General features: G+C 39.1%; 11 protein-coding genes. 4 read left to right on the top strand and 7 right to left on the bottom strand.

The genetic code is table 11. From position 1 onward, the window contains the following. Nucleotides 1–88: 88 nt before the first annotated feature. Nucleotides 89–439 carry a 4Fe-4S binding protein gene (locus NBC122_RS14210; RefSeq protein ID WP_133441003.1) on the bottom strand — a complete coding sequence of 117 codons (351 nt, stop codon included), beginning with the start codon at nt 437–439 and terminating at the stop codon, nt 89–91. Nucleotides 440–967: 528 nt separating this feature from the next. Between NBC122_RS14210 and NBC122_RS14205 the strand changes: the two genes are divergently transcribed. After that, entirely contained in the window at nt 968–2002 is a 1035-nt protein-coding gene (locus NBC122_RS14205) for an acyl-CoA reductase (protein WP_133441002.1), read from the top strand. A gap of 198 nt (nt 2003–2200) precedes the next feature. Here NBC122_RS14205 and NBC122_RS14200 read toward each other — a convergent pair whose 3' ends face one another. Continuing rightward, nucleotides 2201–2515: a DUF4286 family protein gene (locus tag NBC122_RS14200; protein WP_133441001.1), complete on the bottom strand. Its 315-nt coding sequence runs from the start codon at nt 2513–2515 to the stop codon at nt 2201–2203. A 146-nt stretch (nt 2516–2661) separates the two neighbouring features. Here NBC122_RS14200 and gyrA point away from each other — a divergent pair, with 146 nt between their 5' ends. The 3 genes from gyrA to NBC122_RS14185 all read left to right on the top strand — a co-directional run bounded on the left by gyrA (nt 2662) and on the right by NBC122_RS14185 (nt 8927). After that, the gene (gyrA, locus tag NBC122_RS14195; protein WP_133441000.1) at nt 2662–5259 is read left to right on the top strand and encodes a DNA gyrase subunit A; all 2598 of its coding nucleotides are present in this window, start codon (nt 2662–2664) and stop codon (nt 5257–5259) included. 30 nt (nt 5260–5289) lie between these two features. Further along, nucleotides 5290–6678, top strand: a complete 1389-nt coding sequence (locus NBC122_RS14190) for a hypothetical protein (RefSeq protein ID WP_133440999.1) — start codon at nt 5290–5292, stop codon at nt 6676–6678. A 476-nt stretch (nt 6679–7154) separates the two neighbouring features. After that, nucleotides 7155–8927: an aminopeptidase P family protein gene (locus tag NBC122_RS14185; RefSeq protein WP_133440998.1), complete on the top strand. Its 1773-nt coding sequence runs from the start codon at nt 7155–7157 to the stop codon at nt 8925–8927. 56 nt (nt 8928–8983) lie between these two features. Here the strand turns inward: NBC122_RS14185 and NBC122_RS14180 are convergent, their stop codons facing one another. The 5 genes from NBC122_RS14180 to NBC122_RS14160 all read right to left on the bottom strand — a co-directional run bounded on the left by NBC122_RS14180 (nt 8984) and on the right by NBC122_RS14160 (nt 14047). Beyond that, nucleotides 8984–9277 carry a hypothetical protein gene (locus tag NBC122_RS14180; protein ID WP_133440997.1) on the bottom strand — a complete coding sequence of 98 codons (294 nt, stop codon included), beginning with the start codon at nt 9275–9277 and terminating at the stop codon, nt 8984–8986. A gap of 430 nt (nt 9278–9707) precedes the next feature. Continuing rightward, nucleotides 9708–10199, bottom strand: a complete 492-nt coding sequence (locus NBC122_RS14175) for a nucleoside deaminase (protein WP_133440996.1) — start codon at nt 10197–10199, stop codon at nt 9708–9710. A 63-nt stretch (nt 10200–10262) separates the two neighbouring features. After that, nucleotides 10263–11243, bottom strand: a complete 981-nt coding sequence (locus NBC122_RS14170; protein ID WP_133440995.1) for a dipeptidase — start codon at nt 11241–11243, stop codon at nt 10263–10265. A gap of 376 nt (nt 11244–11619) precedes the next feature. Next, nucleotides 11620–12612, bottom strand: coding sequence for an MraY family glycosyltransferase (locus NBC122_RS14165; protein WP_133440994.1), 993 nt, complete (start codon nt 12610–12612; stop codon nt 11620–11622). 295 nt (nt 12613–12907) lie between these two features. Then, nucleotides 12908–14047: a glycosyltransferase family 4 protein gene (locus NBC122_RS14160; protein ID WP_133440993.1), complete on the bottom strand. Its 1140-nt coding sequence runs from the start codon at nt 14045–14047 to the stop codon at nt 12908–12910. Nucleotides 14048–14054: the final 7 nt, after the last annotated feature.

Below are 14054 nucleotides of genomic sequence, written 5' to 3'. Positions count from 1 at the left end.
TTATAAGAACTGGTCGCTGATATTCCTGAAATTCAAATAAATTAGAAATGTTATAAAAAAAACGCCCACGGTTTGTGAGCGAATTTACTTATTCTCCGTGTAAAAAGGCTTTTTTCTCGAGCAAACTTTCCTCAGATTCCACATGGTCTTCATCTGGAATACAGCAGTCTACCGGGCATACAGCCGCGCACTGCGGTTCTTCATGAAAGCCGATACATTCGGTACATTTATCGGTGACAATGAAATACACATCGTCGCTTACGGGTTCTTGCGGGTCATCAGCATCCACAGCCAAGCCTGATTTCAAAACTACTTTACCTTTCAGGGCAGTTCCATCTGATGCTTTCCAGTCTACTGCTCCTTCATAGATCGCGTTGTTGGGACATTCCGGCTCACAAGCGCCACAATTAATACATTCGTCGGTTATTTTAATAGCCATTGCTACTTTATTTTTTAAATTTGTACAAAGATAAAGAATTTTCTCTGTATTGTCCAGCTTTTCGCTCAAATAGTGATGGATAGGACATTGATTTTTTTCGATCATTCAATTAAAAGTAATTGAAAGCATCCGAATTAAGAGTTTATTGTACCACTTGTTAACCTTTTAATTGCTATTTTATTTAACAAAACGATTCCTTTTCATCAAGAGGTAGATCTGCATTAAGTATGCACTGCAAAATCCTTTATTCGCCGAAAAATTGCATCTATTAAGATTATTGGTGGAAAACGGCTGGCGAAAACCATCAAGTAATTATTATTGCACTTGTTTGCAGTACTTTCAACAAATAAGTAACTTTGCAAAAGCAAACAATAAAGGAATATATAAGTTTATCTGGGAATTTTAAAAAGTGGTACCCGTGTCGTAGCGCAGAAAGTAAGGGAGCAAGAAAAGTCCCTGCTGGAATACGGTTCCGAAGAAATTTATTGCTTTGTGCAAATTGCTGAAAATACCTCAATTATCCATACAATGAACATAGAAAAGCAAATTTCGGGACTGTGTAAACTAAGTACTTATATTAAAGAGTTTTTACACAAAAATCCCGCTGATTTTAATGAAGAAGACGAACGGTTTTCTGCGGTTTTGAGAAGGTCTCAAATTGAGAATTCATGGTTTACCATTGAAAATCAAAAATTTGCCTTGAAGCAATGGGCGGATTTACTGACCGAAACTCAGCTGAAAAAATGGCTTGCCGGATATCAAGTTGCCAAAACGCCTAAAAAGGTAGGACTGATTTTAGCGGGAAATATCCCGTTGGTGGGATTTCACGATGTGATTTCAGTGATTTTAAGTCAGCATGTTCCCGTTATTAAACTGTCGTCAAAAGACAAAACCATGCTGCCTTTTCTGCTCGGCAAATGGAATGAATTTTCCGATGGAAAGATTCAATACGAATTTGCGGAGCGGTTGACTGATTTTGATGCCGTTATTGCCACAGGAAGTAATAATACCGCAAGATATCTGGAGTATTATTTTAAAGATTCATTAAGTATTATCCGTAAAAACCGAACGTCGGTCGCGGTCTTAAAAGGAGATGAAACCATAGAAGAACTGCAGCTTTTGGCAGAAGATATTTTCAGGTATTTTGGGTTGGGTTGTCGGAATGTTACGCGGCTTTTTATTCCTCAGGATTTTTTAATCGATAAAATATTTGAAAATTTCCTTCATTTTAAAGAAGTCATTAATCATAACAAATACGCCAATAATTACGAGTACAACCGTGCGGTTTACCTGTTGAACGCGGAGCGCTTTTGGGATAATAATTTCGTGATGCTCAAGGAAGATGAAGCGTTATTCTCGCCACTTTCTGTGCTGAATTTCAGCCGGTACAGCGACATCGGAGAAGTGAAAAGTTTCATTGCTGAAAATGAATCCAGCATTCAGGCGATTGTTGCAAAACAGGAATTGGGACTTGACTCCATTAACTTTGGTGAAGCTCAGAATCCCGGCTTGGCTACTTATGCCGACAAGGTCGATACGATGAGGTTTCTGGAAGTGATTTAGAGCCTGTTTAAATGTGTTTTAAAAACCACAAAAGTCACAAAAGCTACCGTCTTTTTTAAGTTTTTCAAAAGATTAAAAAAGGAAAGCGTTCTGGAAAGTTGCCTTTTTTGTTCTTTTGGCGGTTTTTCTTTTTAAATTTTCTTTTGTGACTTTGCGCTTTAAATATTTTTTATCATTTATAAAAAGGATCTTAAAGGATTAAAATCTCGACTTTTTCGGATTCAGATACGTTTTGAAAATCATCACATTTTGGCCAAATTCTTTAAGAATCCGGTCGGTAATATTTATTAATTCGATTTCGACGAAATCCTGGCGTTTTTCCTCATTTTCAAAAATCAAAAGCAGGTTCGTGTTTTTACCCTCCGAGATCATTTCAGTTTCAACTTCTGAGAGGATGTATTTTTCTGCATCGATTAGGTTTTCGACCATTTGATGAAGATTGTTTTCCAGGTAGTGATCCCATTCTTTACTGATGGTTTCGGTGGTATGAAAAGTGATGCTTAAAACACTCATTTTTTTAACTTTTTTTATGATTTTCTAAGGAAATTATAGCGCAAAAATCGGTAATTTTTTCGTACTTTAGCACGTTATTAAAATCAGAATTGTAAGAAAGATCAAGTATAGCTATAACTGCTTGATTTTCATTTTATTAAAATACTATGCATACAGAAGGAGAAAGGTTAATTCCTATCAACATTGTTGATGAAATGAAATCCTCTTATATCGATTATTCGATGTCGGTAATTGTTTCCAGAGCGTTACCCGATGTAAGAGATGGTCTTAAGCCCGTACACAGAAGAGTTCTTTACGGAATGTACGGATTGAACGTTTTTTCAAACAGAAAACATTTAAAATCAGCGAGAATCGTAGGAGATGTCCTCGGTAAGTATCACCCACACGGTGATACCTCTGTTTATGATGCGATGGTAAGAATGGCGCAGCCGTGGAGTTTGCGTTATCCCCAAGTCGACGGGCAGGGTAACTTTGGTTCTGTAGATGGCGATCCGCCCGCAGCAATGCGTTATACGGAAGCAAGACTGAAAAAGATTTCTGATGAAATATTAGCAGACCTTGATAAAGATACGGTTGATTTTCAAAATAACTTCGATGATTCCATGACGGAACCAACCGTGATGCCAACGAAAATTCCGAACCTTTTGGTGAACGGAACTTCGGGGATCGCAGTAGGGATGGCTACCAACATGGCACCCCATAATCTTACGGAATCGATTGACGCCATCTGTGCTTATATCGATAATCCGGAAATCACCATCGATGAGTTGATGAAACACATCATCGCTCCCGATTTCCCAACGGGTGGGATTATTTATGGCTATGACGGCGTACGGGATGCATTACATACCGGGCGTGGCCGGGTGGTTCTCCGTGCAAAAGTAGGTTTTGAAGAAATTGGAAACAGAAATGCCATCATTGTTACCGAAATACCTTACCAGGTGAATAAAGCGGACATGATTGCCAGAACCGCAGAGCTTGTTAAGGATGAGAAGATTCCGGGAATCTATGAAATCCGTGATGAATCTGACCGACAGGGAATGCGCGTGGTTTATGAACTTAAAAATGACGCGATACCGAATGTAGTTTTGAATATGCTTTATAAATATACGGCGTTACAAACTTCATTCAGCGTGAATAATATTGCCTTAGTTAAAGGGCGCCCGGTTCAGTTAAATGTGAAGGATTTAATTCTTCATTTCGTAGAACACAGACATGAAGTTATTGTCCGCAGAACGAAATATGATTTAAGAAAAGCCAGAGAAAGAGCTCATATTCTTGAAGGTTTCATGAAAGTGATCGGGACTCAGGATGACCTGGATAAAGCAATCGCGATTATCCGTCACAGTTCAAATCCTGCGGAGGCGAAAGACGGGTTGATGAAAGAATTTGATCTTTCTGAACTTCAGGCGCAGGCGATCCTGGATTTAAGACTCGCCCGTTTAACCGGAATGGAACTCGACAAAATCCGTGCGGAATATGACGAGATCATGGCTTTAATCAATGATTTGGAAGATATCCTGGCAAATGAACCTAGAAGATACCAGATCATCAGAGAAGAGATGGTAGATATGAAAGAAAAGTATGGCGACGAAAGACGTACGGAAATTGATTATTCAGGAGGCGAAATGTCTATTGAAGATTTAATTCCAGACGAAAAAGTAGTGCTTACGATTTCTCATGCAGGCTATATCAAAAGAACTTCGCTTTCAGAATACAAAGTTCAGAGCCGTGGTGGCGTAGGAAACCGTGCAGCAACAACCAGGGATGAAGACTTCCTGGAATATATTGTAGCGGCGACCAACCACCAGTACATGCTCTTCTTTACCGAAAAAGGAAAATGTTTCTGGCTGAGGGTATTTGAAATACCGGAAGGTTCTAAAATTTCCAAAGGCAGAGCGGTTCAGAATTTAATTAATATCGAACCTGATGACAAGATCAAAGCCTACATCAGAACCAATGATTTGAAGGATTTGGATTATGTAAACCAAATGAACGTCGTGATGATTACCAAAAACGGAACCATCAAGAAAACTTCATTGGAAGCCTATTCAAGACCAAGAACCAATGGAGTGAATGCGATCGAAATCAGAGAAAACGATCAGCTTTTAGGAGCAAGACTGACGAACGGAAGTTCCGAAATCATGATTGCCACTAAAAACGGTAAGTGTATCCGCTTCCCGGAAGAAAAAGCCAGAGCGGTAGGGCGCGGTTCCATCGGAGTGCGCGGTATTACTTTGGATGAAGGGGATGAGGTGATTGGAATGATTGTTGTGAACGATGTGCAGAATGAATCTGTTTTAGTGGTTTCTGAAAAAGGTTACGGAAAACGTACAGCGGTAGAAGACTATCGGGTAACCAACCGTGGCGGTAAAGGAGTAATTACATTAAATATTACCGAGAAAACCGGAAATCTTATCGCTATTCAAATGGTAACTGACGAGGATGGTTTGATGATCATCAACAAATCAGGCGTTGCCATTAGAATGGGAATGGATGAGATGAGGATTATGGGTAGAAATACGCAGGGAGTAAAAGTGATCAACCTGAAAAAGAATGATGAAATTGCGGCCATCGCGAAAGTGGAAATGGACAAAGAAGTCATCGTTGAAGAAGAGGAATTAACCGAAGGCGCAGAAGGACAGGAGGAAACTCCATTGACTGAAACCCCGACGGTTGAGTCAGAAAACAGTCAGACAGAAGAAAACAATCAGTCAGAAGGCCAAGAGGAATCTGCAGAATAATAAATCAACCAAATTTTTAATTAAAATAAAATGAAAAAAATATTTTTAAGCGCAGCAATGCTAACCGTTGCATTCGCATTTGGACAAAAAAAGGAAATCGCAGCTGCGGTTAAAGCTATCGACGCCGGAGATGTCGCTACCACCAATGCGCAGCTCGCACAGGCGGAAAGCGCTATGGGGAATAAAACCTATCTTCTGGAGCCGGCTGTTTTGGAACAGTATTATTATGCTAAAGGACTGTCGCTTTTAAAAGCAGGAAAGACTGCGCAGGGAGCTTCTTATTTGGCAAAAATTAATGATTTGTCCAAAAATAAAATCTATGTCGGAAAAGACTCCTCGAAAAACAAAGTTTATTATGTGGGGAAAACAGCGGCTGATGAATCAGGCGTTCAGGGTTTGAAGGAAGAGACTTACAGTCCCACTTTAACCAATAAACTGGCAGGGTCGATCAATCCCGTTGTGGAATCCGCAAATAAAGCAGCTTTAGAAGCTTATAATGCAAAAAAATATGCTGAAGCCGCACCAAAATTTCAGGAGGTGTATGACTTACTGAAAGCTGCCGGACAGGACAACAAAAAATACCTGTATTATTCAGGGCTCACTTACGCGTTGGCAGACAAGAAAAAAGAAGCCACTGAGGTTTATATGGAGTTGATTAATTCCGGATTCACGGGAGTTGAAACCACTTACACTGCAAAAAATAAAAAAAGCAATGAAGTTGAAAATCTGGAAAAAACAACTTGGGAACTGTATAAAAAGATAGGAGCCACAGGAGATTATTCTGATTTTAAAACCGAAACTTCTAAAAGTTTAGAGCAGGAACTGTACGAAACGACCGCAGCCTTGCTTATCGATACCGATCAATCAGAACAGGCATTATCGTTAATTGAAAAAGGACTGAAAAAATTCCCGATGAGTTCTAAATTATCTGAACTTCAGGGAACTGCTTATTTTAAGTCAGGAAAAACCAATGAATTTGTAGCAAGTTTAAAAGCGCAATTGGCGAAGAATCCCAATGACGCGACCAGCTGGTATAATTTAGGAGTTCTTCAAAGTAAAGACCCTGCCGCTCAGGCAGATGCCGCTGCGTCTTATAAAAAAGCAGTAGAAATCAATCCGAACTTTGCACAGGCCTGGCAAAATCTTACCTACTTAACGATGGGTGACGATGCCAAATCAGTAGATGATTATAACACAGCGCGGAAAGCAGGAAAAATTGAAGAAGCCAACAAAATCATCGAAGCAAGAAGAGTGAGGCTGGCAGCAACTTTACCTTATGCAGAAAAATGGTATCAGACCGATCCCGAAAATTTAGATGCCGTAAGTTTATTGAAAGGATTATATTTATCCACTAAAAACGAAACGAAACATCAGGAATTTAAAGCAAAAGAAGCTGCCATGAAAGCGGCTAAAAAATAAGATCTTTCAAACAGATTCATTAAAGTATACCGGATTCATTTCCGGTATACTTTTTTTTTGGTTAGAAAAATAATTTTCAGGAGCACCAGACTTATTTTTTCTCCGGAAAATCAGTCCCGCTTTTTCCCGTCTTAAAACAAGACCGTTCCAATCGGGGCCAAAATGAAGGGTGTTTTTATAGCTGTAAAGAAAATGAATTTTACAAAAAATAGTATTATCTGTGAAAAAAATCAGTGCCATTTGTATTTTGATAAAACTCAAATATTGAGCGCTAATCTTTAAAATTGAATCACTAATGAACTACTTTAAATTCCAGAGATTAGGCACCGATATATTAGAAATAACATCCAATTGAGATGAAGTGGTACCTTTCACGAGGTTAAATTTTGAATAAAATCAATTTTTATTAAAATTTTAAGACCCTTCTTTTTCCAGACCCTTAAATTCTTTGTAAATTCACGTCAAATTTAGATCTTATGACCTCATCAGAAAAAATAGTGGCCCTTCGCCAAAAAATGTCAGAAAATAATATCGATGCTTTTATTATCTATTCTGCGGATCCTCACATGAGTGAATATTTACCAGCGGAATGGCAGGAAAGAAGCTGGCTTTCGGGCTTCACCGGATCAGCGGGCTTCGTGGTTATTACCCACAGTAAAGCCGGTTTATGGACCGACGGAAGATATTTTGTACAGGCGCCCATAGAATTACAAGGTTCCGGAATTGAGCTTTTCAAAGAAGGAATGGAAGGCACGCCAAATTATATCGACTGGATTAATTCTGAGATCCCGGAAAACGGAACTGTTGCCGTCAATGCCATCGCAACTTCTCATGCAAACTGGGAACTGCTTTCTGAAAAATTAGCCGCAAAAGGAAATAAACTGGTGGATTTGCCTTTGCTGAAAGACATTTGGACCAACAGAAATCCGGACGCTAAAAAGAATCCCATTTTTGTACAGCCCGTTGAAAGAGCCGGAAAATCGGTCACCGACAAATTGGTCGACATCCGTAATAAGATGCAGGAACTGGGCGCTTCGGTGCACGTGATTTCCAGTTTAGATGATGTGGCCTGGACTTTAAATTTAAGAGGAAGCGATGTAGAATCCAATCCGGTCTTTTTGGGATATATTATTCTGACGAAAAATGAAGCAAAACTTTACGTTGATTTAGAAAAATTAGAGGTGGAATCCAGAAAGCAGTTGGATGATGCCTGTGTGAAGATGCTTCCTTATGAAGAGTTTTACAACGATTTGAAAAATATCAGCGACGAACAGATCCTGGTTTCGCCCAACAGCAATCAACTGATTTTCGAAGCTTTAAAAAACAACAATACTTTTATTAAAGCACCCGTTCCTGGAAATTTAATGAAAGCAATTAAAAATGAAACCGAACTCCAGGGTTTCAGAACTGTGATGCAGAGAGATGGAGTAGCGATGGTGAAATTCCTTTACTGGCTGACTCACCAAGCCGGAAAAGAACCGATGACTGAATATTCAATCGGTGAAAAACTGAGAGGATTCCGGGCGGAAGGGAAAAACTTCGTTGGTGAAAGTTTCGGCAGTATCGTGGGTTACAAAGAAAACGGTGCGATCATGCACTATTCTGCAAAAAGAGAAGGCAGCAAAGCAGTTACGAATGAGGCTACGATTCTCGTGGATTCAGGCGGCCAGTATCTGGAAGGAACCACTGATATCACCCGGACTTTCGCCCTGGGAACCGCTTCGGATGAATTCAGGCACAATTGTACTTTGGCGTTAAAAGGATTGATCCAGCTTTCGATGGTGAAATTTCCGAAAGGAACCCGTGGCGTACAGCTTGATGCTTTTGCGAGGATGGCGCTTTGGCAGGAAGGGAAAGATTACAACCACGGAACCGGACATGGCGTAGGCAGCTTTATGAATGTTCACGAAGGTCCGCAAAATATCCGGAAAGACATGAACCCGCAGGAACTGATTCCGGGAATGGTTTTGTCGAATGAACCCGGCTACTACTATGATTACCATTACGGAATCCGGCATGAAAACCTCATCGCTGTAAAAGAAGTGGAAACCACAGATTTCGGGACGTTCTACGAATTTGAAACCTTAACCATCTGTCCGTTCGACAAAAACGTGATTGCCACGGAATTATTAACTGATCCCGAAAGAAACTGGCTCAACACATACCATGACTGGTGCAGGGAAAAATTAGAAAATGATTTGGAAGGCGAAATTAAATCATGGTTTTTGGAACAGGTAAAACCCCTATAAAAAAAAAGGTGCAGATTTTAGATCTGCACCTTTTTTATTTCAAAACAATTCTGAATTTATTTAATCGGAACTGTTTTTACGTTTTTTTCCATTTCACCGGCTTTTTTAGTTTTGATAGTGGCGGTTTTATTTTCGGTGTTCACTCTCTTTACATATTTATTGCCTTTTCTGGTTTTTTTCTTAACCTTGTAACCGCTGTGTTCAGGGTGTTTTGGATCCACAATATTATGAATTTCCTGCGGAATGGTGGTGGTCTTTTTTACTTCATCTTTTTCTTTTGGTGTGGTCTGCTGCGCTTGAGCTGCGGTCAGGCCACCAAAGAAAATTATGGCTAAAACTAATTTTTTCATACTATAATTTTTTAATTTGTTGTACTGTGTTTTAACCAATATTAGTGCCATATCCTTGTTAAAAATAAGTTAATGCGTTTTATATTTTAAGGTATTGCTAATATATTTAGATCGGCGATTGAAAAATCCTAATCTGATAGCGTGTTCCTAAAACTCATTATTTTTTGCTCTAACAACGATTAAATGATACCCATAACCCTTTTCGATAAGTGAAGTTGAAGTGTTGAGGTGGCTAAAATTTACCGGTGTTTTCGTATTTTTTTCTTATATCCGGATTCCCCAGCCTTCATTTTTATGCCATTATCCTTAGATAGGTAGAAGCCAACCCACAGGCTGGTGGCAGAAATGACAGTTCAGCAACCAGAAGATATTCATCTCCATTAGGCTGCATTGGGTAAACTGCGGTATAAAAATGGAGGATGCAGCGATTTTATTTTTTGGCCCAGACTTTCTGATGCAGCATTTTGATCTCTTCTAATAATTGACCTATGGCCGGACCGCGAACTTCTGTATTTTTAATGATATCTTCTGCCGGTAAAAAATTAACAGGTGCAGCCGGAAAATTATACTGCTTCTGCCATTCACCGAGTTGCTTTGCGGAACTCAAATATACCAAAGGACCCAAGCCCACCCATCCGTGCGCGGCAGAACACATGGGACAGTGTTCTCCTGTGGTGTACAGGGTTGTTTTTGCTCTTTCTTCATCCGATAAATGCTCTGCAGCCCAGTATGCCAGCTCAATTTCAGGATGTGCTAGAACGGTTTTTTCATTTACCCGGTTCCGGGCTTCGGCAATAATTTCTCCGTTTTTATTTACTAAAACGGACCCGAAGGCTTCATCTCCTGCTGTTACGGCTTCGCTGGAAAGCTCCAGACATCTGCGTAAATATTTTTCGTCATTATCTTTTAATTTCTGAGCCATTGTTTTATTTTAAGATTTTACATTTTTTGAATCTCCTGTTCCATCCTCAAATCATCGCATCACCTATTTCCAAAGACGTTTAATAAAATCCAGCGCATTCTGGCTGCTTATTTTACCGGTCTGCCAGGCGCCAAACTGCTTTTCAAAGGCTGTGTTGATTTCCGGATAACGAGCCGCATTTCCGTGCTCCGCAAAATAAAACGGAATCCTCGACTGATCCGGATGCCTTTTGGTGTAAAAATAATCGGCGCCGTAACAGACTGCATTTTCGCCGCCCAGTTCAATTCCGTGTGCCAGATGGTCATTTAAACGGTGTGCTTTTTCCGGATTCACGAAAGCGCGCACGAAGTTGAGACCAATCAATCCTTTCCGGTGAATGATTTCTTGGGCTACCTCATCCGGCAGATTCCGCGGATGGTCAAAAACCGGACGGTAGTTGGAGTGACTTGCTATGATGGGAACACTGATGTTTTCTTTAGAAATATAATTGAGGATGTCATACGCCAAAGCATCACCAGTATGCGAAAAATCGATGGCAATGTTTCTGTTATGCAGGTAATCGATCATTGCTTTTCCGTCATTTTTTAAACCCGCTGCGGAGCAGTTTCCACCGCCAAACCTGTTTTCTGCGTGGTGCGTAAAACTGATGTAAAGGAGGTTTCCAACATTTGCGATGATTTTTTCCAGATTTTCAAATCCCTGTTTCAACGTGATATTTTCATCGCAAAATGCGGAGCCACTTTCAACTGCGGCAATCATTCCAATTTTTTCGGCGGTGGTGAAATTGCCCAGATGCTTTTTTTCAAAACGGTATAATTCATTTTCCTGGGTATTTAAATCCCGGAAAATTTCACTTTGCTTTAAACCAAACTGATGGCTCTTTTCTTCAACTGCTGCAAAGAGGGCCATAACCTGTAATTTCACATTTCCTTTTTTTAAGTAAGGAATGGCGCAACCGATATCTTCGGTATTGTAAAGGTGCGAATCCGGCTGGGTTAAATAGGAGAGGAGATCGCAATGGAGATCGATAACGGGTTGATTCATTTTATTTGTTATTAGAAAAGTGTTTTTAGCCGTACCGCATTTTTTCAAAACTCGCCCTTAGACAAATTATTTTAATTTTTTGATGCATCAATGGCCTTCTTCATCATCATGAAAATTTTTAATTTCATCGCGAAAGAAACCCAGATTTCAGTTACAAATGGACTGTTTTTCTCACTTTTTTAAGGTCGTCGTAATCACCAATTCCTTTAAAACAATAAGAAAGAAAGGGTAAAGGTTTCCGACGTTGAATCTTTGATTTTACCTGGTAAAGGGCAGAATAAAGATATTTTATTACTATCCATTAACTCTTTTATGTGATACTGTCTGAAAGATGCCAGCCTGCATTAAACTGTAATTTAATTTAGGGAATAAATATTTACATGGTGGAGGTGTTTTTTAATCGGTATTTCAATATAAGGTATAACACCATCAATGGCAGTGCTATGAGCGGAAATAACCACAGGCCCAAACGGTCTTCTTTGATGATGATGCCGCAGATGACGACCTGTAAAAGTGCGTAGGCAAAACTGATGAGCCGGTGATCGACCTGCTGTTCATTGGCAAAAAGCTGGTACAGATGTCTGCGGTGGGGTTTGAAAATGTCTTCTTTCAGTCTTAGCCGTTCTGCAATGGTTGAAATCACATCAATACCATACACGGTAAGAAAAAGCAGGTATTTCAATTCACCGGTTTTAATGATCAATAAGCCGAGCAGCGCCAGGATCCAAAATGCGATGCCCATGCTCCCAATGTCTCCGAGAAAGCATCTGGCTCTTTTCCGGAAATTGAAATAGAGAAAAACGACCGCCGCCATAATGGGATAAATGATGAAATCCGGTGTAACAAATTCTACCAGATATTGATTGACAAACCATAGGGAACCCAGCAATACGACACTGTAAAGTCCTGATATCCCGTTAATCCCATCCATGAAATTATAGGCATTGAGGATGCCGATGATGAGGATATAACACATTGGAATAGCCCAAAAAGGGAGTAATTTGAATGCATTTAAAAAATAAAGCAGTAAGGTGACCGAAATGAAATGGAAGATCAGCCGGATTTTACTCGACAGATCGATGATGTCATCAATAAAGCTGACGGCACAGATCAATAAGAGTCCCAGACCGAAGAGCCAGAAATTAGGAATGGGCGCATTATCCAGGTAAAATGCATAGTGGTTGAACAGCACTTCATAGCCCATAAAAAGCAGGTAGGCAATGGGAAAAATCATCCCGCCACCGCGCAGGGTAATGCGGGTGTGGGAACTTCGTTCATTGGGTTTGTCGACGATGTTGTATTTTTTCGCGATGGCGAAATAAAGCTGAATGCAGAGAAGTAGAGCAATAAGTACGATTGGGTATTCCATTATTTTTGAAAACTTTTGATGGTTATTTGAAGTCCTTTTTTAACATCGTTGGGTAGATAGTTGATCCTTAATTTAGTTTAAAGTTTTGAATTGGAAACCACCTTTCTCGCAATTTTGCCAGATGGATAATCAAACGTTTTGATGATCTAAGTTGCCTGTTTTGGTATGCTGCAATAAATTGTCTCAAATTGGTTAATAAACCATCAAAAGAGATTGGCGTTCAAGTTACAATACCGGGTTGTTTTTAAAAATCTATTTGCTTTTACTCCCTACTTTTTAGATAACAACATTGGCATCACAGATATAATTTTGTCTCAATTTCGGACCAAAGTTTTAAATTTTCAAAATTTGCAGTTACAAACTGTCTGCCATTTTCTCCTAAAAGTTTGGGATCAGGGTGATTTAAAATTTTATCAACACCTTCTACAATACCTTTTACTGAATTGTTTATATAATAACCCGTTTTATTATTGATCAGCGCATCCATACATCCGGTGTGATCAGTGCCAAGGACAGGAATACCCATGGCAGATGCTTCTATCAGTGCCATTCCAAATCCTTCTCTATAGGAAGGCAACACAAAAAGATCCATCAGTGAATAGAAGTATTCAATTTTATCAAAAATGAACCCAGTACGTATGATATCGTGATTATTTTTTATTTCATTAATGGTAGATTGTGGCAATGCATCTCTTTCTTCATAATCGCCAACTAAAAGCAGTTTTATTTTTCTTTCCGGATATTTTTTCTGTAAGATATTAAATGCTTCAACAAATTCAATGATGCCTTTATCCTTAACCATACGGCCACAAAAACCAATCACAAAATCCGTAGATTCTAAACCATATTTATTCATGTATTTTCGAGATTCGTTGAAGTCAATTGAAAGTGGATTGAATTTTTCAACCGTATCAATACCTCCACACGTGCCTTTACCCAATACTATTTGTTTTTCTACTGAATTCAATTGATCATCTATACCTTTTTGATAAAGGTAATTACTTACCACTACAATATCAGTAGCACAAAAGGAGGTAAGATTTTCTATCAAAATCATCAATTTTCTTTTTACTCCCGTCATCGTTTCGTAAACACGGCCATGACGGTAATAAGTCCGTTTTGGTACTCTCATTATAAATCCAGAAAGCATCGCAATTAATGCTCCTTTGGGAGTGTGGCCAACTATGATATCTATTTTGTTTTTTCTTATGTAGATACATGTTCTAATTACAGCATATAAGTCCTGAAATATTGAGATACTTCTATTTATTTTTAACTGAAGAGACTCAATATTCTGTTCTTTGCTGTATTTTTCAAGTTCTTTAGAAGGACTGCAAATGAGAAATTGCTTATAGCCTTTTCCTGAAAAATATTTAAACTGATTGCCTAAATAAGATAGTGAGAAATAGATATTTATAACATGTAAAATTCTCATAATAGAT

The organism is Chryseobacterium salivictor (genome assembly GCF_004359195.1).
In the GTDB taxonomy this organism is placed as follows: Bacteria; Bacteroidota; Bacteroidia; order Flavobacteriales; family Weeksellaceae; genus Kaistella; species Kaistella salivictor.
The sequence above is the reverse complement of the archived record's forward strand: the minus strand, read 5'-3'. Positions and strand labels throughout refer to the sequence as shown.